The sequence below is a fragment of the Campylobacter portucalensis genome (assembly GCF_009690845.1).
GTDB classification, from domain to species: Bacteria; Campylobacterota; Campylobacteria; order Campylobacterales; family Campylobacteraceae; genus Campylobacter_B; species Campylobacter_B portucalensis.
Genome location: NZ_VWSJ01000019.1, coordinates 1 through 19,319 on the forward strand (window position 1 = coordinate 1; position 19,319 = coordinate 19,319).

The following is a 19,319-nucleotide window of genomic DNA, read 5'->3' on the forward strand; positions in this document are numbered from 1 at the left end:
TTTATAGGTTTGTAGTAACGGCATACGCTAAATTTTAATTATAGTAAAATTTTAGATATGGAGCTTGGTAAATTTTGAGAATTTGTAGAGATTTCAAAAGAGATTTTAAAGACTAGGAGTTTTTGAGGTATTTTCTTATGCGTTCGCCAAAGATAGAATTTAAAACCACAAAAAACGGCAGTAATTGGCATAGCTAGAAATAATCCAAAAAAAGATGATTAAAGAAACTATAATGTTTCCAAAACTAAAGTCAAACATAGTAATGTAATGCATGTCAATAAAATAGATCCGTTATCACTGGTAATAAATCTTATAAATTCTTTTTTATAACTAGCATTATATCATTAAAAGAATAAATTATGGCAAATACAGATTTTGGTATTTTAATAGGACTTAGCAAAATAAAGGCTTGCAAAAACTATTTTAAAAACTACAAAAATCTACAAAATGTAGGAGATAGCGTAAAGCATCTTAACAAAGTTTTAGCAAAAATAAAACTAAATAATATAAAAGCCCTAAAAATTACAGAACAAATAGACGCTTTAAAATCACAAATTATAGAAAAAGCCATTGGTGTAAGTTTTTAGTTCCTATAAAACTTGCTATAGATTTTGAAAGCTCAATGGTTGATGCCAAAAAATATATTAATTTTGAAAGTGAAGAGTAGTTTAAAAAATGGCAGAAGATATAAAAGCTTATCAGCCCAGCTATTACTGCAAGTGGCAAACAACAAGGATTAAAATTATGGAATAATACTAAGCTAGTAAGTAAATTTGGTGTTGCTTTTGATATGAGTGAGTGTGATCCTCTTATGTGATGAATAGCTCTAAACTAAGCGTAGCTAAACTTAAAAAACTCGGCAATAAAATGAACTTTTAGATGATAAAATATCAATGGTAAAATCAAATTCTATTTAATATCTTAAATATAACCTCTTCAAATGCCAATATTTTAGGGCTTAGTGCAGATGGAATGGGCATATAATGTTATCTATTAGTAAAGCTCCTAAAGTAGCATCAACTATACTAAATTTAATGTTTAATAAATTAGCAAATTTAGATGAACAAGATACTAAATTTCATAAAGCTTTAGAAACAATAGGGATAGGTGCCTCTTATTTAAAAATCACTCTTAAAAAAGATGTAAATTTAGCTGTGCAAGAGTTTTAAACGCCATTTCAAAACTTGATTAATGATAGTAAAATAAGTAGTTTTGACTGATGTTTGGGTGTGAGTTTAGCGATGATATAAGAGTATTGTCTGCAAATTCATATATTTTAAATAAGTCTTTTGATAAGTGGTAGCCTTAATGAAGCACTAAATTTAAAGCTAAAGGCGGATTTGAGAGATTGAAAATTTTTACCTAAAATCATATTATAAATCCATCTCTTATTTTCAAAAACTATTAAAAAATCTCAATAAACAAATTAAACTAAGCTTATTTACTAATTCTAATATTAAAAATCTATCTTTTCAAGTAGTTTTCAAAGTATTTTTATATAAAATTATGTTTAGATTTTTAAGCTTTTAGTTAGAGCTGTTTATTTCATAAATACCCTCTTTTGCATTATGGATAATTTTTAATCTTTTACTTCATCCAAATGCTTAAGTTATTATTGTTTTCATAAATTTAAAATCATTAAATTACTATTAGCGTCTATAAATTCAAATAATTACATCCAAATAATTTATATTTATAAAATTATCATCCACTTTAAATAAAATTTTTTGTTATTCAATAGCGACAAATACATAAAATTTAGCCTAAAATTAATATTTGAAAGCTTAGATAATATCAATATAAAAGCTATTTTTAGAATTTAGTTTGCCCTATAGATTTAATTTATAAATTTTTTAAAAAAGCAAATTATTGTATTGTCTGCACTATATGTTTCCATAAAAAGTCTTTAAAATATCATTTATATACCTTCTTTGTATAATTTCAATAAAAATTGAATTGCATAATTTAAATCAATATTTATAGAATAAGTGAATTAAAAATCTATTTTATTCTAACTTGTGTTAACTTTGATGGTTAAATTTTGATCTATTTTAATTAAATTTAAAATATCTTAACTCTTCTTTTTGTCGATGTAATTTTTAAATAAAATTCAGAATTTATTTTTTTTAAAAAGGAGGTGAATTTTTAAATTTAAAAGCAGTTAAAACTATACTTTTTTGTTTATCAAATCAACCATAAAATCACTAAATTTTATATTTAAACTGGTCATATCTATCACAAATGTTTAAGATTTGATTTCTCTCCTTACTCTATAAACTGTTTTATTTATTTCCTTTCTTATAAAGTAAGCTTTATAGCAATATCAAAAAGCATTTATAGGCTTTATTATTTTATCTATAAATTTTATTTATTTTAGTCTCTCATATTTTTCAAAACGTAAAACTAGCTTTGTAATTTTATCTTGAATCATTTTTTATCGTTAGCCTTCTACTTTTATCGCTTGGATTTCCTGAGGGCTACCTAAGATATAAAAAGGTGGCCTATCTTTTTAACGCCCTATTTTCAAGGTTTCTTATAGGATTACTTCTTTTTTATACTCTGTTTTTTAGGCATCTCTGTGGGTTATCTTTATTACTAGATTTTGTTGTTTTGTGTTATATCAGTTTAGATTTTAAAGTTTGCTTAAATCTCTATATTTAGGTGGTTTATTAAATAATTTTAGATTGCATAAAAGGGTTATGGTGGCCCTGATTGGACTTGAACCAACGACCACCACCATGTCAAGGTGGTGCTCTACCAACTGAGCTACAGGACCTTTTAGAGCAGGATTATAACAAATTAAATGATAAATTTAGCTTAAAAACTAAATTTATCTAAAATTTAATCATTATTTTTTCAATGTTTTATCAGGATTATTTCCAAAAATTTTAGCCACAAAATAACCAACAAACCCAGAAACTAACGAGCCTGCAAGTATCGCAAGCCTATCTGTGCCATGAAATTTATCTGGAAATTCATAATAAGCTAAATTATCCACAAATAAACTCATCGTAAAACCTATACCGCAAATTATAGCAATAGCATAAAGCTGTTTCCAATTAGATTTTTCAGGCAAATAAGCATAGCCTAATTTTATGATTAAAAAACTAAACAAAAACACTCCTATTTGCTTTCCTAAAAATAGTCCTAAAAATATACCAATAGGAACACTTCCAAATAGATGCGAAGCGTCTAATCCATGTAAATTTACGCCCGCATTTGTAAAGGCAAATAAAGGTAAAATTATAAAATTTACAGGAATTGATAGTTTATGGAGTATATCTTTTAACATCGAATTTCCGTTTTTGTTATAAAGCGGTATAGCAAATCCAGCCATAACTCCAGCAATTGTAGCATGAACTCCGGAATTTAGCACAAAAAACCATAGTAAAATACTTAATATTATATATGGTAATTTTTTACTAACATCAAATTTAGCCAAAATAAGCATCAAAGCAAAAACAGCAAAAGCCAATAATAAAAATATATATTGCAATTGTGTAGAATAAAAAAGTGCAATTATCAAAATAGCACACAAATCATCCATAATAGCTAAAGTTAAGACAAAAATTTTTAGACTAGTTGGAACTCTTTTTCCAAGCAAAGCCAAAACCCCAACAGCAAACGCTATATCTGTAGCAGTTGGTATAGCCCAACCTTTCATAGCATAACTATCTCCAAAATTTATAATTGCAAAAATAATAGCAGGAAAAATAACGCCACCAATTGCAGCAAAAGTAGGCAAAAGAACTTGCGAAAAATGCTTTAATTGCCCCTCTTTCATCTCGGCTTTTAATTCAAGTCCTATACTAAAAAAGAAAATTGCCATCAAGGCATCATTTATCCAAAAATGCAAGCTTCCATCTACTTTTATATTCAAAGTTTCATTTGTATATGGTAAAATTTTAAAATGCAAAAACCACTCATAAAATTTATCCAGCCCTGGTAAATTTACAAAAACTAAAGCTAAAAATGCTGAAAATAAGAGCAATATCCCACTACTACTTTCTGAAGAAAATATCTTTTTTATAAATTTATTCACACTCATCCTTTCTGTTTTAAAATTATTTTAGTGTATTAAAGCTAAATTTAAAAGAAATTTTGGCTCTAAATTTAAATTTTACCCATATTATGCATATGGCTTAACAAGCATCGCCCACAAAATCACAAACATTATAATGGTAGGTATTTCATTATATGCTCTAAAAAATTTACCACTTAATCTACAGGCATCATTTTTAAATTTTACCAAAAAATAATACATACTAAAATGATATATACTCATTAAAACAACGCACAAAAGCTTTATGTGAAAATATCCTGTTTTCATCAAATCTGGTTTATAAAAAACTATAATCAAAATAGCACTAATATAAGTAATAATCATAGCAATCCAACCTATACCATGAAATAGCATCTTTTCTTGTTTTTTTATAACTCTAATAAAATCTTTGTTTTCTAAATTTTCAGAATGATAAACGTAAAGCCTTGGTTGATAAAAAAGCACCGCCATCCACGAAATAAAAGCAGCAAAATGCCAAAATTTAAGCCATTCATAACCAATCATTGAAACTTCCATAAATTAACTCCTCATTATAATATCTTTTCTAGCTTCATACTCGCTTTTGCTAATAGCGCCTTTTTGATACAACTCATACAACGCTTCTATATTTTTTATTTTATTGTTTTGTGAAATTTCAGATTCTATTTTTTGCTCAAAATTTACACTATCAATAATATTTGAAGTCAAAAATATATCAGCCAGCCACCACAAAACCCAAACAAACAAAAAAGCCCAGCCTATCCAGATAAGAACGGTTATTTGACCAAGCCAAAAAAGTGCCATCTGACATAATCCGCTAAATATTTTACCACAATAGATTCTATGCAAACCACCTCCAATAGGAAAGCTTATAATAAGCAAAATATAAGCTATAAATACATTTCTTTTCACGCTTTTCTCCTTTTAAATTTTAAAAAAATTTGTGTAAAAATAATACAAACTGCCAAATTTATCATAACATCAGCAAAATTAAAAATAGCAAATTCAAACCATTTATGCCAAAAAACATAATCAACAACTCCTCCACGGATAAATCTATCAACTAAATTTGAAACTCCACCGCCAAAAATCAAGCCAAAGGCAACAGTGTGATTTTTAAAAAGATCTTTTTCATATAAAAGATATGTAAATAAAGCTAATATTAAAAGTATTTGTAAAATTTTAAGCCACTCGCCCAAAAAAGCAAACATTGAAAATGCCACGCCTCTATTAAAAGTTAAAATTAATGAAAAGAATTCGCCATCATATCTAAAACCTTTCAAAAATAGCAACTTTATTAATTGATCTATTATTAATACGAAAAAAAATATTGTGCTAAATTTAAATAATTTTCTACTCATTTAAAGCTTTGCTAAAAAATTTTTCTACTTCAATTATTTTTTGTTGAAGCTTATTTTTATCTTTGCCCTCAAGCAAGAGCCTAATAACTTTTTCAGTGCCTGAATATCTAAAAAGAGTTCTGATGCCATCATTTTCAAGATCATCAACAAGCTCTTTTAAGCCTGGGAGTTTTAATAAATCCTTTTTTTGTGAAATTTTGAGATTTTTTAAAATTTGCGGATACAACTTAAATTCTTCACAAAGCTCACTAGCTCTTTTTTTGCTAGCCAAAATGCAAGCACTAAATTGCAAAGCACTAGTTATACCATCTCCTGTTTTGGCATAATCGCTAAAAATTATATGTCCGCTTTGCTCTCCTCCAAAATTTATGCCATTATCTTTCATCATCTCAAGCACAAATTTATCTCCAACATCACTTCTTAAAAGCGATATTCCCTCTTTTTTTAACATATCTTCAAGACCTTTGCTACTCATAGATGTTGCTACTATTTGATTTTTAGAAAGTATGTTTTGTTGTTTTAAATATATAGCCAAAATTCCAAGCAAAGCATCACCATTTACAACCTTACCTTTTTCATCTACAACAACTAATCTATCAGCATCCCCATCAAAAGCAAAACCAACATCAGCCCTAAATTTCCTAACCTCGCTCGCTAAATTTTCAGGATGCATTGCACCGCAATTTTCATTTATATTTTTACCATTTGGCTTATCGTTGATAACAAAAACTTCGGCTCCAAGCTCTTTAAAGATGGTTGGTGCTACCTTATAGCTTGCCCCATTTGCAACGTCTAAAACAACTCTTAGAGATCTTAAATTTTGATCTTTTGGAAAAGAATTTTTGATATGAACTATATATCTTCCTATCACATCATCAACTCTTTTAGCCGCTCCGATATCCATACAAACTTTTTTAAAATTTGACATTAAATTTTCATCATTTAAAATTTGCTCTATCTTTTTTTCTTCTTCTTTTTCTAACTTAAAACCACGGCTATCAAAAAATTTAATTCCATTATCATAATAAGGGTTATGAGAAGCACTTATCATAATACCAGCATCACATCTCATATCTTCTGTTAAAAACGCAATAGCTGGAGTTGGCATAGGACCTATTTGGCGAACGTTGTAGCCAATTGATGTAAGCCCTGCTACAATAGCTGTTTCTATCATATATCCACTTCTTCTAGTATCTTTTCCTACTAATATCATATTTGTTTGTGAATTTTTTCTAAAATAAATTCCAGCAGCTATTGCTATTTTCATAGCAAGCTCAGGACTTAACTCACTACCAGCCAAACCTCTAACGCCATCTGTTCCAAAATATTGCATAAATTTCCCTTATAAAAATTTAAAATCTCAAAAATTCTATCATATTTTAGCAAATAAAAACATAAATTTAATGTTATTTTTAAATTTTACTTAAATTCAGAATAAATTAAAGAATTTTTTGTATAATTCATCTCTTAATTATTATTAAAATTTTAAAAGGTGTAAAAATGGCAAATCATAAATCTGCTGCAAAAAGAGCAAGACAAACCATAAAAAGAACAGAAAGAAATAGATTTTACCGAACTAGACTTAAAAACATATCAAAATCGGTAAGAGAAGCTGTTGAAGCAAATGACAAAGAAGCCGCAAATAGTGCTTTTAGGGTAGCAAATAAAAGCATTCATAGTTTTGTGAGCAGAGGTTTTATAAAAAAACAAACAGCTTCAAGACGAGTTAGCAGGCTTGCAAAGCTAGTAAATTCATTAGATAAAGCTGAATAAACTTATGCTTGCTGATAAATTAAAACCATTTGTGAAACGATATGAAGAAATTTCTCAGCTGCTCACAAATTCAGAAATTATCAGCGACATAGCTCAAATGACTGCACTTTCAAAAGAGCAAAGCTCGATAGAAGAAATTTATTATGCTTCGAAAAAATATATCGATACCTTAAAAAGCATAGAAGAAAATAAAATTCTATTAGAAGATTTGGAACTTGGAGATTTAGCAAAAGATGAATTAAAAGAGCTAGAGAGTGCAAAAATTTCACTTGAAGATGAGATTAAAATTCTATTAATTCCAAAAGATCCAAATGATGAAAAAAATATATTTTTAGAGCTTCGTGCAGGAACTGGTGGCGATGAAGCTGCTCTTTTTGTGGGCGATTTGACTGGGTCTTATTTAAGATACGCAGAAAATCGTGGATACAAAACAGAAATTGTTAGTAGTAGTGAAGGAAGTGCAGGCGGATTTAAAGAAATTATTTTACTCATAAAAGGAAAAGGGGCTTATTCCAGACTTAAATTTGAAGGCGGAACACATAGAGTCCAAAGAGTTCCTGCTACAGAAAGTCAAGGCAGAGTTCACACCTCTGCAATTACAGTTGCAGTTATGCCCGAAGCTGAAGATTGCGATATAGAAATAAATACAAACGATCTAAAAATAGACGTTATGAGAAGCTCTGGGCATGGTGGTCAAAGCGTAAATACAACAGATAGTGCCGTGCGAGTAACTCACATACCAACAGGGCTTGTAGTAGTAAATCAAGACGGAAAAAGCCAACACAAAAACAAAGATGCAGCAATCAAGGTATTAAAAGCAAGACTTTATGAGATGCAAGAAAACGAACGTTTAGAAAAAGAAAGAGCCCAAAGAAAAGATCAAGTTGGAACTGGTGATAGAAGCGGTAGAATTAGAACGTATAATTATCCACAAAATAGAATTTCAGATCATCGCATAAATTTAACACTTCACAGACTTGATGCGATTATGACTGGAGGGCTTTTTGATGAAATCATCGATCCACTAATTGCACATCATCAAGCACAAGCCTTAAAAGAAGAGTAAAATTTTTTAATAAATCAAAAAAGTTTTTATTTTTAGACTTAACTTGCTATAATTTTAAAAAAGCAAAGGAGTTTTTATGAAAAGTATAGTAATTTGTGTAGATCATAATCCATTGAATGAATCAGTTTGTAAATATGGTTTAAATATGGCTAAAAATTTAGGCCTAAAAGTTACATTTTTACATGTTATAAACACACCACTTACTGCACCTCATTTCTTAGGTTTAGCTGCTGGCGGACTCGTAGTTAGTGAAAGCAGTGCAGTTGTTTATGAATTAGAAAATACAAAACCAGATGACGAAGATGTAAAAAATGCAGAGATAATTTTAAAAGATTGTTTAAAATTTGCAGATGAATTTGAAGTGGAGGCCACTACAGATTTAAAATGTGGAGATATTGTAAATATTTTAATCAATTATGAAAATGCCTATGCCTTTATCGTAACGACAAAAGAAGAAAGCCAAGAAGTTCAAAATAACATTACAGCACTAATTAGGGAAACAAAAACACCAATTTTATTTGTAAATAAAGAATTTTCTCAAATAAATAGTGTTTTGATTGCTTTTGATGGAGGAAATTCTGCTGTTAATGCACTAAATTTTTTAAAAGATAATGAAATTTTTGGTCAAAATTTAGAGTATCACGTCATAAATGTGAATAAAGATTGTAAAAAATCAGAAGATATTCTCAATCAAGCAAGAGAAATTTTACACAAAAAAAATGCTAAATTTATTAGTTTAAATGGCGAAGTGGCTGATGAACTTATAAATTACAGAAGGTCAAATAATCTTGATTTGTATATTATGGGTGGCTTTAGTAAGGGTATTTTTGCTACTTTATTTTTTGGAAGCACTTCAAAGAATGTCGTGCAAAATGCCTTAGTACCAGTATTTATCGTAACTTAAATTTAAGATGAAAGATGAGATTTTTAAAGCCATTATTGGCGAAAAAAAGTTTGAAATTTTAGAATTTTTGTTAAAAAATCAAGATAAAAATGGTTTTGTTACATTAAGCATATTAGAAATCTCATCCGCAACAAAAATTAGTCGTCCAACGATTATAGCAACGCTTAAATTTTTAGAATCAAAAAAAATCTTAAAAAAACTCAAAAATGGAGTTTATAAATTTTTAGTTTTTAAATGATGGAGATACTCTTAATTCGCCAAATTTTAATATCTGCTTTGATATAAATAGTGATAGTTTTAAAGAAAAAATGATTGATTGGATAAATGAGGATGAAGCAGTATTGGTTCATAATATAAATAATAATGGCTTAATAGATAATGGAAGTGAAATTCTAGGCAATAACTTCGTATCAAATTTAACCAACTCCAAATCAATTGATAGTTTTATGTTATTAAAAGAGTTTGATACAAATAAAGATGGAGTAATAAATATAAAAGATAGCTCTAATGGCAAGATAAAATAAAAACTGTATAACTGATAAAGGAGAATTAATCGGAGAAGATAACTCACCTATTAAATCAATAAAACTAAATCCACTTGATACTTTTTTAAGTGTTTATGATAAAAATGATGATTTTAAAATAGATAATAAAGACACTATTTATAACTATATCTACCATAAAGACAACTTTGATAATTCAATATTTATAGTAATGAGAATGATAAGAGTTTTTTAGATTTTAATACCACAAATCATACTATCCTTACAAATCAAGAGATAAAAAGAGTAAATGAATTTATTTTATACCGATATAAACTCCCTCAAATACTACCATAACAGCTTCCACTAGTAGCAATATTTTTAGTAATGATATAAATAATTCCATTACTGAGAGTAATAGTGATGATATTATAAATGCAGGTGATGAAAATGGCGATGATGTTATATATGTAAGATCGGGTGATGATATTTTGTTTTTTAAAAAAGAGATGCTAAAGATGAAGTCAGGAAGCTAAAAACACTTAACCAAGCTGATATAAAGAGCATATCTTTAATCGCAAAAACTCACAAATTTTTAGAAAATGGCAATAAAATTTCATTTGAAAGCAGTTTTACAAAAGATGATGGAGCTGATGAAAATTTAAGAGATGTTTGGTTTGAAGTTAGTAGCAAACAAAGCATTACAGATAGTAATTTAAGAGACAGTTATGAAAAAAGATATCTGTGATAGAAAATTTAAAAGGTGCAAGATCAACAAATCATCAAAGAGTAAATCCTTTGGCTATATCTCAAATTTAGATGAATATGAGAGTGTCAAATATGATATGATTAGCTAAAAACTATATAGGGATAAGTGCTCTTTTATATAGTGCTTTAAATATAAAGCTATCTAGGATAATAAATAGCAATGCATCACAAGACAAAACAACCCTTAGCATAAATTTACTAGCTTCTTTACTCAAAAAAGACTTTGCATACGATATTTTTTAAGTATAAAAATAAAAAGATAAAAACAGGTATAAATTTCTCTATCAATGCAAAAAATCTAAACTTCACAAAAGGCGTAATTGGCAAAAATGTATTTGGAGATAATAAAGCAGAGATATTTTACTTTTCTTTATAGTAAATAAGGCATAAATGCATTATCAAAAGGTGAAAATGATATTATAATTGACTCCAAGGATAGCAATATTTATAATATGGTGATGATGTAATTTATGATGATGGTGAAGAAGATATCTTAAAACTAAGCTTTCTAAAAACATATGATTTGAGTGTGGAAAAAAGTTGGCGATGATATAGTTATAAATATAAAAGATAGCATATTTGGAAGCATAACTATAAAAGATGGCTATAAAAGTGTCAAGATAGAAAAGTTTTTTATAGATGATAAAATTTATGCTTTTGATGAGTTTTTAAAAGTAGTTCAAGCTTCAAACACATACGAGTTAAAAAAGGAGGTGTTTTAGTAAAAATAGACGATAAAGGCAGGATAGATAAAATCATCTTAGGCATAGTATCATCTGATATTTTAACTCTAAAAAATGGATTAAATTTAGAAATTGCCATTAAGATTAAGATAGGGCATACGATGAACTATTAGACAAGCTTATCGTAAAAAACTTCTTTGATGATTTAAAATGGGGCTGGCAAGATAAAAAGCTTTATATTTAATAATGGTATTATATTAAATGGTAATGAAATTTTACTTGACAAAATAGCCGATGATAGTTTTATCGTAGGAGATGAAAAGGATAATGAGTTAATAGGAGCCTAATTCTAACACCATAAATGGAAAAGGTAGAAATGATATTTAAAAGGATCAAATGGTGATGATATTATATCTATAAAGGCGGCAAGGATAATAATAGATGGCGGAAATGATATATTAATCATTAAAAACACAAACAAAGAAGATATCAGTTTTAAATTTGACGGGTTATTTAATAAAGACTTAATCATAAACTATAAAACAAATAGTAGTGATGAGATAAAAACAGTTTCTATACTAAATCAAAATAATAAATTCTCTCAAATAGAAACCATAAAATTAGATGATAATAGCTTTATATCAACTAACCAAATAAACAAAATAATCCAAGATTTAAACTCTTATGGAAATGATAATGCTATAAATTTAAATAGTCCAATGATATGAAAAATAATTCTGATATTATCCAAATTTATGCTAATGGGTGGAGTTAGTGCATAGAACATTTTTATATAATTTTAAGATCAAATTTGATAAAATTCAACCATTATTAAAAATTTATAAGTATTTAATGTCTAAATTAAAAAATAAATTAATTAGGAAAAAGTTGCCTAAATGAACTTCATAATAATTATATTTTGTTTTGGGATTTATGGTTTTATTGTGCTGATTTTTTACTGGCTTTATGTTAAGTTATTTGAAAAAAAAGTTAATAAAATAAAAGAAGAAAAAGCAAAAATAGAACAAATTAGAATTCAAAATATTATAAAAAAACCTACTGCAAGAGATTATGATAAAGAGCCAATAGTTGTGGAAAATAGATATGAAAGAAAGTCGGATTTGACTATAATATTTTTTATGTTTTTATTATTTTTTTATTTGATTATTAATAGCTTAGAGCCACAAGTTGATACATTCGATAACCATATAAGAAGGGCGGCTTTAACTACTGGAACTATAGGTATCTTAATCCTTATTTATAAAATTATTATTTTAACAAAATCAATAAAATATAAAATTTGGATTAAAATTTATCAAAAACATTTAGAATATGAATACATAAATGATATTGCCAAAAAAGAATATATAAGAATTGATTTTAATGAGGATTTAAAAGTTGGGTATAGTTTCATACCAATAGTTAGATTAAAAAATAATAAAAAAAATGGCAAAATAACGTTTAATGATAGATATGAAAAAATTTTATTTTATCCTCTTAGGCTGATTATAAATTTTGTATTTTCTTTAGTATTTTATTTATTAAATTTGTATAAAATTAATAAATATTATGTATTTAAAAGTGATAAATTTATAGTTTCTGTTTTGGCGAGTGATGAATTAAAAAATAGATTTGGTAAAGTTCAATTTGAAATTTTAACTTTAACAAATAGTTTAGTATATATTAAAAAGGATTAGTAATGTCAGATAACAATCAAACAAATGTTCCAGAAAGTGTTAAAGATGCTTTTTCTTGGATAAACACAATTAAAAGCTCTTTCGCAAGTCTTGTCGGAGATAGTACAAGAATAGTTACAGGCATAGGAGATAAAGCGATAACAATAACCATAGAAGCAGTAGATGGAAAAAGTTTGATATACCAGATGGTGAGTTTGCTATTATAAAAATAGATAATGATAAATACCTAGTAGGAAACCCAAGCCAAGAAAACATTTCTAAACATAACCTTGATATCTCTAAGTATAAAAAAGCTTTATCATACACTCACACCTGGCAAGGCAACACTGCAATAAATGAAGACATTGAATTTGAAATAACCCCAACAGTGGTTAAAATTTCAGATGGACTAAAGGTTAAAAATATATCAAGTGGTAAAGGCACTATAAAAGATGATGATGATAGCTTCCCACCTAAACCAAATCTACCCAAACCAACTAATACTCCAAATCAAGACTTTAACTCTCCACTTGTATTAGACTTAAACAATAACTCTATAACTTCAACTAAACTATATGACACTGATGAGTATCTTAGTTCTAATACCTACTTTGACTTTGATAACAATGGATTTAAAAAAAACTTCTTGGATAGAGTAAGGAGATGGATTACTAGTATATGATAAAGATAGCAGTGGGGCTATAGATAACTCATCAGAACTATTTGGCTCTAACTTATCAATTAACTCATATAATAAAAATACTATAACCAAAGATGGCTTTGATGAGTTATCTAAGTATGACTTAAATGGTGATAACATCATAGATGATAAAGATGAGATATACTCTAAACTTAAAGTATGGCAAGACTTTAACTCTAATGCTATAACTGATGATGGAGAGCTTAAAAGCTTAAAAGAGTTAAATATAGTATCTATGGATTAAACTCTAATAGAGATAACACAGCTAATCAAATTTACAATATAAAATAAATAAATTTTTAAAATAAAAACATAATTAAAGAATTATTTAAGATAAATATCAATAAAATTACAAAATAGTGAAAAATATAAGGAAAAATTTGAAAAACGCTTCAAATAACTCAGCTATAAACCAAAGTAGCAACAAAAAGGATTATGATAAAGAACCAATTATTGTAAAAGATTACGGAAATTTTTATCATATTTTTATATATATTTCTTTTTTTGTTGTTGTAATAGCAATATGCGGAAAAGACGCTTGGATAAGAGATGGGATATACCAAGGAAAAGTACAAATAGTTACTGGAGCTATTGTTGTTTTTATTTTATCATTTTTGTTAATTAAAAATAGTATAAAATATTTTCAAAAAAGCAAACAAGTATTTATATTTAATAGTAATAGTTTAAAATATAGTTGTTATGGTGAAGAAACCATAAAAAGTATTGATAAAATTTCTGCTATTTCACATCTTTTCATTGCTGGAAATACTACTGGCAAAAATATATACCAAAACAGATCAATTTTTCAACTATTTTTCAAAACAGACATTCTAGAGCTATTTTTTTATCTATTCAGTGTAATATATACAACAATTTTACATTTAATTTTTATATTACCATTTAGGATATTTTTTCAAAAAGCTTTTTTTATTTTAAATAAAAATTTTTTAATATTATTTGAAGATGGAAGTTTTATGAGCATAATTATAAATAATCAAAAAGAATACAATGAAATAAAAAAATACTTTAAATATCATAATATAAATATAAATGATAAAGTTAAATTTATACAAATAAACTATAAAGAGTTATAAATGAAAGCAGAAAATTTTGTAAATGAAATGTTAAATGCTGCAGATTCTATTTTAGCAGTAGGTAGTTCATTTTTACCAGTAAAAAGTTTAAGATATTGGTATGTAAATTCTCATTCTATAGGGATGAATTATGTAAGAAATAATCTTAATGGTATGAATTCATATCAAGCATCTGGAAAAATTGTAGGCAATACTTTAACATTGATTAGTATCGGCAAGGGTATTAATCTATTTTCAAAGAGTTATATTGGATTAGAAGTTGGTTTAAATGCGAGTGGAAGCTATATTATAAATCATTATAGTCCGCTTGGTAACTATATGAGCGATGTATTTGATACTTATGTAAGAAATGCAGATGAATTTTATACGAGATTATATAGTGATGAAGAATATAGAAAAGAAGTAATGCAAGCAACAAAAGATTTAATCCTTAGTTTTGATGAATTAAAAGATTATTATGGAAATTTAACGCCTGAAAAATTTTGGGAAGATATAAAATATACTTTTGGAAGACCTCCATCAAGTAGCGAAGGTAGTTTAGTGTATAATACAAAGATTGATTTAAATAAAAATAATGTTGAAATTATTAATACCGATAAATTTAAAAAAGAAGAAATAGAAAAATCAATAATAAAAGAAGTAATTAAACATAAAGAAATAAAAACCCTAACCCTAAACTCCCAAACCTACAACATCAAATCCCTATCAAATTTAGAACTAAGAAATGCTATCCTTTATGACTATATTCCAAATGTATCATTTTTACTTTCTAATATCTCTATAAAATCAGGTGAATCAATAGACTTAGGAGAAAAGGGACTTTATAAAGTAAAAAGTGGTGATACCCTATCAACTATCGCTGAGAAAAATGGACTTATCACAAAAGAATTATTAAAACTAAATCCACACCTTATAGATGAAGGTAGAGTAAATTTCTTACAAGATAAAGTTTTAATAACAATAGATAACACTTCCAAACTAAATAATAAAAACCATCAACTCATTGGTGATAATAATGCCCAAAATTTACTAATAGACAGCAATGGTGGTGATAACTTATTTGTAGGTGGAAACAAAAAAGATATAATGAAAAGCACTAAAGATGGCTATGACACCTACCACGCAGGAGATAAAGATATTATAGAAGATAGTGATGGAAAAGGAGAGATTTATTTTAATAATACACAACTTATTGGAGGTATACTTGATAAAGATAAAAGCTCTAATTCTATAAAAGTTTATCTAAGCGAAGATAAAAATATAGAGTATCATCTAGATGAAAATAGCAAAATCCTAAAAGTAATTGATAAAAATAACAATAATGCAGAACTTACTATAAATAACTTTAACAAAGAAGAAAAAAGCTTAAATATAAACCTAGCTGATAATCTTGGTAAAGAAGTAGCTATCATCATAGATACGACAGGTTCTATGCAAGATGATATAGATGCAGCTAAAAATTCAGCCAAAGAGATAGCTAGAAATATCTTTAAAACAAATATAAAAAACATAAATCAAGGCTCTAATTTAAATAGTAAAAACACTTATTCTAAAATTTCAATTGTAACTTTTAGTGATAACAATATAAAAACTATAGGCACTTATACTAACTACTCATCATTTCAAAAAGGTATAAATAGTGTGTATGAACAAGGTGGTGGAACTGAGTATCATTGTGCTGCTATGCTAGAAGGAATGAGTAACTTTACACCAAATAATGGTCTAAATAAAGAGATATATTTAATGAGTGATGAAAGCGGTGATGATAATGAAAGAATGAATGAGGTTATAGCAAAAGCAAGAAATTTTGGAAATAAAATGATATCATTTAGAAGAGCACTAAATACTAAAAATATTAATAATTCCAATGAGAGTATTTATGATAACAGCGTAAAGATAAATGTTATATCTATAAATAACAATCAATCGCATCTAAAAAGACTATCCGATGAAACAGGTGGAATATATTTTCAACCAAATTCAATAGAAGAGTTAAAAGACTCACTATTTGATGCTAGTAACCTAGGCACAAACAAAGATGAAACAATAGTAGGAAATGATAAAGATAATATCATTAATGGCAAAGGTGGTAAAAATATACTAGAGGGCAAAAAAGGAAGTGATACATATAAATTTGATGAAGATTTTAATGATTCTAATACTATCATAGAGACAAATTTAAGTAACCTAGATAACAACATCATAGATTTAACTAAATTTAGTATAGATGAGTTTAAATTTAAATATAAAAACAATGATTTAATCATCACTAAAAATCAACCAGATAAAAGCTTTTTAGATAAAATACTTAATCTATTTAATAAAAATACAAAAGATACCCTTGCACCACAAATTAAAATAGATAATTTCTTTAACAATAAAGAGCTAATAATAAGTTCTATTAAATTTAGTGATTATAGTATAGATAAAGATACCCTTACCCTGCTTTCTAAAAACAAAGCTAAAAATATAGAGATTTTATCAGACAACACCACAAATAACAAATTGCTTTTAAATAAATTTAAATCAAGTTTTATAGTAGGAAATAAAACTAAATCAAACTATATAAACTCATCTTTATCAAATGATACTTTAATAGGTGGAAATAAAAGCGATGTAATAATATCTAATCTTGGAGATGATATATTAATGGGAAATAAAGGAAATGACTATCTAAGTGGTAAGGGTGGAGATGATACCTATCTATTTAGAAAGGGTGATGGAAATGATATAGTCTATGATGATGCTTTTTTATCATTCAACGACAAGATAGAATTTATTGATATATCAAGCAAAGATGTTAAAATTTACAAAGATAGAAATGATTTAATTATACATTATAGTAATGAAGATAGTGTTAGAATAAAAGATAATTTCGGTTTAGGACATTTTAAAAACAAAATAGAAAACTTTAAATTTAGTGATACAACAATGAAATATGAAGAACTAATAGATAAAATAGGCTATGAATCTTTACCAAATAACTATAACAGCAAACTATCAAATAGTATATCAAAAAAAGCATCAAGCAGTAGCTTTTTCTCTCAAAACCAAATAAACAAAGTCATAGAGGATTTAAACTCTTATGGAAATGATAATGCTATAAATTTAAATAGTCCTAATGATATGAAAAATAATTCTGATATTATCCAAATTTATGCTAATGGGTGGGGGAGATAATCAAAACAAATAATTAATTATTAAGCAAATAATAAACTTAGAGATAAATTGATGTAGATAGGGAGTGGATGTGTTGGAAACACAAATGTTGATAAAAAATCAAATTTCAGCATCTCTTAAATGCTAAAATAAACACCATAAAAGTAACTATTTAATTCTAATAATAAGTATTAATTTGCAAGATTTTTTAAGGCTAAAAGAGTAAAATTACGAAAGATTTAAATTTAAAAAAACAATGAGAATTTTTATTAAAACACAAAAGGGTAAATTTTGCAAAATAAGCATACCAAAGGCTTAAAGCAAGTAAATAAGGAGCTTAGTAGTGCGATTTTTGATTTTTAAAAGATAGAGAAAAAATTGAAAATAATGTCTATACTGATGGCATTGGGTTGCCAACTATAGAACTTAGCTTCAAATGACTATAAAAAAGACTTTAAAGATGTAGGTATTTTCTTAATAAAGAAACAAGAACAAATATTAGATGATTTATTAAAAAAAGCAAAAGGAAAATCAAACAAAGAAGTTGAAGCTTTAATTAAAAAATATAATCAATCCGAACAAAGTACCACTCTAAATGAGGAAAAATCTAAGAAATTGTTTGAAAAAATAATTAGAAATTACAAAAAAATAACTAAAGACAAAATAGGAAATAGTGCTTACAAAAATCTATCTAACTCGTACGAGATAGTTGTTTTAATTAGTCTTTCTTTTAATAATCCTAGCCTGATAGGAACAAACTTAGCAAATGCCATAAAAAATAACAATAGAGTAGCCACTTGGTAAGATACCGTCAAAAAGTAAAACTCAATCAGCAAATATTAGAGATGGTATGGCAAATAGAAGGAAATATGAATCTGATAAATTTAGACTTTATCAAGATAAAAATAATATAAATGAAGCTAAATTTTTAAATAGCAAAAGAGACATCATAGATAAATATTATAATAATCTACCAAATAATGGGTATTTAAAACTCACACAAAACGATTTGAATAAACAATTAACTTTAACTATAAATTTGGTAATAGAAAAATAAAAGCAAATGATATTATTGGTAAAAATATAAAAACTTATGAAGAAAAACTAAATTTTACATGAACATTTGTTATTTTATTAAAATTTTTGAAGAATTTAATATTTTAAAAATAATGTTATTTTTAGTTCTAAAATAATTAAATTAATATAAAAATTTAACTATTTTTAAAGCATTGTTGTATTAAAATTTAAAATAAATTATCAATTAAGGCACAATATGCAAAGCAATAAAAATCAAGAAATTATTTTATTATGCACTACTCCAAATAAAAGCATAGCTAAAAAAATAGTGAAAATTTTACTAAAAAAACGCTTAATTGCTTGTGCAAATTTAGTAAAAAATATAAAAAGCTACTATATTTGGAATAATAAATTACAAAAAGATAAAGAAATTTTAATGATAATGAAGTCAAAAAAATCTCTTTTTGATAAAATAAATAATAAAATTTTAAAATTTCATCCTTATGAAACACCAGAAATTATAAGCTTAAATTTACAAGATATAGATAAAAACTATAAAATTTGGCTAAATGAAAATTTAATTTCGGAGTAAAG

At 26.5% G+C, this 19,319-nt stretch carries 23 protein-coding genes and 1 tRNA gene; 18 read left to right on the top strand and 6 right to left on the bottom strand.

Annotation, left to right across the window (positions count from 1 at the left end; translation table 11 throughout):
* Window positions 1-359 precede the first annotated feature (359 nt).
* Both F1B92_RS05360 and F1B92_RS05365 read left to right on the top strand, forming a co-directional pair.
* Entirely contained in the window at window positions 360-587 is a 228-nt protein-coding gene (locus F1B92_RS05360; protein ID WP_154570844.1) for a hypothetical protein, read from the top strand.
* 396 nt (window positions 588-983) lie between these two features.
* The gene (locus F1B92_RS05365; protein WP_154570845.1) at window positions 984-1,169 is read left to right on the top strand and encodes a hypothetical protein; all 186 of its coding nucleotides are present in this window, start codon (window positions 984-986) and stop codon (window positions 1,167-1,169) included.
* A gap of 1,531 nt (window positions 1,170-2,700) precedes the next feature.
* Here the strand turns inward: F1B92_RS05365 and F1B92_RS05370 are convergent.
* The 6 genes from F1B92_RS05370 to glmM all read right to left on the bottom strand — a co-directional run bounded on the left by F1B92_RS05370 (window position 2,701) and on the right by glmM (window position 6,736).
* Window positions 2,701-2,776 (bottom strand) — tRNA-Val (locus F1B92_RS05370).
* 72 nt (window positions 2,777-2,848) lie between these two features.
* The gene (nhaA, locus tag F1B92_RS05375) at window positions 2,849-4,048 is read right to left on the bottom strand and encodes a Na+/H+ antiporter NhaA (protein ID WP_154570846.1); all 1,200 of its coding nucleotides are present in this window, start codon (window positions 4,046-4,048) and stop codon (window positions 2,849-2,851) included.
* 81 nt (window positions 4,049-4,129) lie between these two features.
* Window positions 4,130-4,579, bottom strand: coding sequence for a CopD family protein (locus F1B92_RS05380; protein WP_229770943.1), 450 nt, complete (start codon window positions 4,577-4,579; stop codon window positions 4,130-4,132).
* A gap of 3 nt (window positions 4,580-4,582) precedes the next feature.
* Window positions 4,583-4,954 (bottom strand): SHOCT domain-containing protein, encoded by a 372-nt coding sequence (locus tag F1B92_RS05385; protein ID WP_326833106.1) that lies wholly within the window; start codon window positions 4,952-4,954, stop codon window positions 4,583-4,585.
* Window positions 4,951-5,403, bottom strand: coding sequence for a signal peptidase II (gene lspA, locus F1B92_RS05390; protein WP_154570847.1), 453 nt, complete (start codon window positions 5,401-5,403; stop codon window positions 4,951-4,953). The genes F1B92_RS05385 and lspA overlap by 4 nt, the downstream gene beginning before the upstream one ends.
* A complete protein-coding gene (gene glmM / locus F1B92_RS05395; RefSeq protein ID WP_154570848.1) occupies window positions 5,396-6,736 on the bottom strand; it encodes a phosphoglucosamine mutase in 1,341 nt (446 codons plus the stop codon). The genes lspA and glmM overlap by 8 nt, the downstream gene beginning before the upstream one ends.
* Before the next feature lie 167 nt (window positions 6,737-6,903).
* On the opposite strand from glmM, the gene rpsT reads away from it, so the two are divergent.
* The 16 genes from rpsT to cutA all read left to right on the top strand — a co-directional run bounded on the left by rpsT (window position 6,904) and on the right by cutA (window position 19,317).
* A complete protein-coding gene (gene rpsT / locus F1B92_RS05400) occupies window positions 6,904-7,176 on the top strand; it encodes a 30S ribosomal protein S20 (protein ID WP_154570849.1) in 273 nt (90 codons plus the stop codon).
* A 4-nt stretch (window positions 7,177-7,180) separates the two neighbouring features.
* Window positions 7,181-8,242 carry a peptide chain release factor 1 gene (prfA, locus tag F1B92_RS05405; protein WP_154570850.1) on the top strand — a complete coding sequence of 354 codons (1,062 nt, stop codon included), beginning with the start codon at window positions 7,181-7,183 and terminating at the stop codon, window positions 8,240-8,242.
* A gap of 76 nt (window positions 8,243-8,318) precedes the next feature.
* Window positions 8,319-9,146: a universal stress protein gene (locus F1B92_RS05410; protein WP_154570851.1), complete on the top strand. Its 828-nt coding sequence runs from the start codon at window positions 8,319-8,321 to the stop codon at window positions 9,144-9,146.
* A gap of 7 nt (window positions 9,147-9,153) precedes the next feature.
* Window positions 9,154-9,384, top strand: coding sequence for a replication/maintenance protein RepL (locus F1B92_RS05415; protein ID WP_154570852.1), 231 nt, complete (start codon window positions 9,154-9,156; stop codon window positions 9,382-9,384).
* A gap of 70 nt (window positions 9,385-9,454) precedes the next feature.
* Window positions 9,455-9,670 (top strand): hypothetical protein, encoded by a 216-nt coding sequence (locus F1B92_RS05420; RefSeq protein WP_154570853.1) that lies wholly within the window; start codon window positions 9,455-9,457, stop codon window positions 9,668-9,670.
* 686 nt (window positions 9,671-10,356) lie between these two features.
* The gene (locus F1B92_RS09370; RefSeq protein WP_268233926.1) at window positions 10,357-10,485 is read left to right on the top strand and encodes a hypothetical protein; all 129 of its coding nucleotides are present in this window, start codon (window positions 10,357-10,359) and stop codon (window positions 10,483-10,485) included.
* A gap of 134 nt (window positions 10,486-10,619) precedes the next feature.
* The gene (locus F1B92_RS08805; RefSeq protein ID WP_195836297.1) at window positions 10,620-10,772 is read left to right on the top strand and encodes a hypothetical protein; all 153 of its coding nucleotides are present in this window, start codon (window positions 10,620-10,622) and stop codon (window positions 10,770-10,772) included.
* A gap of 151 nt (window positions 10,773-10,923) precedes the next feature.
* Window positions 10,924-11,118 carry a hypothetical protein gene (locus tag F1B92_RS05425; RefSeq protein WP_154570854.1) on the top strand — a complete coding sequence of 65 codons (195 nt, stop codon included), beginning with the start codon at window positions 10,924-10,926 and terminating at the stop codon, window positions 11,116-11,118.
* Window positions 11,119-12,023: 905 nt separating this feature from the next.
* Window positions 12,024-12,776 carry a hypothetical protein gene (locus tag F1B92_RS05430; protein ID WP_229770944.1) on the top strand — a complete coding sequence of 251 codons (753 nt, stop codon included), beginning with the start codon at window positions 12,024-12,026 and terminating at the stop codon, window positions 12,774-12,776.
* A 2-nt stretch (window positions 12,777-12,778) separates the two neighbouring features.
* The gene (locus tag F1B92_RS05435; protein ID WP_154570856.1) at window positions 12,779-12,982 is read left to right on the top strand and encodes a hypothetical protein; all 204 of its coding nucleotides are present in this window, start codon (window positions 12,779-12,781) and stop codon (window positions 12,980-12,982) included.
* Between the two features lie 161 nt (window positions 12,983-13,143).
* Complete coding sequence (locus F1B92_RS05440) at window positions 13,144-13,437, top strand: hypothetical protein (protein WP_154570857.1); 294 nt, start codon at window positions 13,144-13,146, stop codon at window positions 13,435-13,437.
* Window positions 13,438-13,835: 398 nt separating this feature from the next.
* Window positions 13,836-14,549 carry a hypothetical protein gene (locus F1B92_RS05445; RefSeq protein WP_154570858.1) on the top strand — a complete coding sequence of 238 codons (714 nt, stop codon included), beginning with the start codon at window positions 13,836-13,838 and terminating at the stop codon, window positions 14,547-14,549.
* A complete protein-coding gene (locus F1B92_RS05450) occupies window positions 14,550-17,729 on the top strand; it encodes a VWA domain-containing protein (RefSeq protein WP_154570859.1) in 3,180 nt (1,059 codons plus the stop codon).
* A gap of 594 nt (window positions 17,730-18,323) precedes the next feature.
* Window positions 18,324-18,512 (top strand): hypothetical protein, encoded by a 189-nt coding sequence (locus F1B92_RS05455; RefSeq protein ID WP_154570860.1) that lies wholly within the window; start codon window positions 18,324-18,326, stop codon window positions 18,510-18,512.
* A gap of 46 nt (window positions 18,513-18,558) precedes the next feature.
* Window positions 18,559-18,765, top strand: a complete 207-nt coding sequence (locus F1B92_RS05460; RefSeq protein WP_154570861.1) for a hypothetical protein — start codon at window positions 18,559-18,561, stop codon at window positions 18,763-18,765.
* A 216-nt stretch (window positions 18,766-18,981) separates the two neighbouring features.
* Complete coding sequence (gene cutA / locus F1B92_RS05465) at window positions 18,982-19,317, top strand: divalent-cation tolerance protein CutA (RefSeq protein ID WP_154570862.1); 336 nt, start codon at window positions 18,982-18,984, stop codon at window positions 19,315-19,317.
* Window positions 19,318-19,319: the final 2 nt, after the last annotated feature.

Bases quoted from the DNA above. Each gene is read 5' to 3' on its own strand.
- F1B92_RS05360 (WP_154570844.1), top strand. From the start codon at position 360: ATGGCAAATACAGATTTTGGTATTTTAATAGGACTTAGCAAAATAAAG.
- F1B92_RS05365 (WP_154570845.1), top strand. From the start codon at position 984: ATGTTATCTATTAGTAAAGCTCCTAAAGTAGCATCAACTATACTAAAT.
- nhaA (WP_154570846.1), bottom strand. From the start codon at position 4,048: ATGAGTGTGAATAAATTTATAAAAAAGATATTTTCTTCAGAAAGTAGT.
- F1B92_RS05380 (WP_229770943.1), bottom strand. From the start codon at position 4,579: ATGGAAGTTTCAATGATTGGTTATGAATGGCTTAAATTTTGGCATTTT.
- lspA (WP_154570847.1), bottom strand. From the start codon at position 5,403: ATGAGTAGAAAATTATTTAAATTTAGCACAATATTTTTTTTCGTATTA.
- glmM (WP_154570848.1), bottom strand. From the start codon at position 6,736: ATGCAATATTTTGGAACAGATGGCGTTAGAGGTTTGGCTGGTAGTGAG.
- rpsT (WP_154570849.1), top strand. From the start codon at position 6,904: ATGGCAAATCATAAATCTGCTGCAAAAAGAGCAAGACAAACCATAAAA.
- prfA (WP_154570850.1), top strand. From the start codon at position 7,181: ATGCTTGCTGATAAATTAAAACCATTTGTGAAACGATATGAAGAAATT.
- F1B92_RS05410 (WP_154570851.1), top strand. From the start codon at position 8,319: ATGAAAAGTATAGTAATTTGTGTAGATCATAATCCATTGAATGAATCA.
- F1B92_RS05415 (WP_154570852.1), top strand. From the start codon at position 9,154: ATGAAAGATGAGATTTTTAAAGCCATTATTGGCGAAAAAAAGTTTGAA.
- F1B92_RS05420 (WP_154570853.1), top strand. From the start codon at position 9,455: ATGATTGATTGGATAAATGAGGATGAAGCAGTATTGGTTCATAATATA.
- F1B92_RS09370 (WP_268233926.1), top strand. From the start codon at position 10,357: ATGAAAAAAGATATCTGTGATAGAAAATTTAAAAGGTGCAAGATCAAC.
- F1B92_RS05435 (WP_154570856.1), top strand. From the start codon at position 12,779: ATGTCAGATAACAATCAAACAAATGTTCCAGAAAGTGTTAAAGATGCT.
- F1B92_RS05450 (WP_154570859.1), top strand. From the start codon at position 14,550: ATGAAAGCAGAAAATTTTGTAAATGAAATGTTAAATGCTGCAGATTCT.
- F1B92_RS05460 (WP_154570861.1), top strand. From the start codon at position 18,559: ATGGCAAATAGAAGGAAATATGAATCTGATAAATTTAGACTTTATCAA.
- cutA (WP_154570862.1), top strand. From the start codon at position 18,982: ATGCAAAGCAATAAAAATCAAGAAATTATTTTATTATGCACTACTCCA.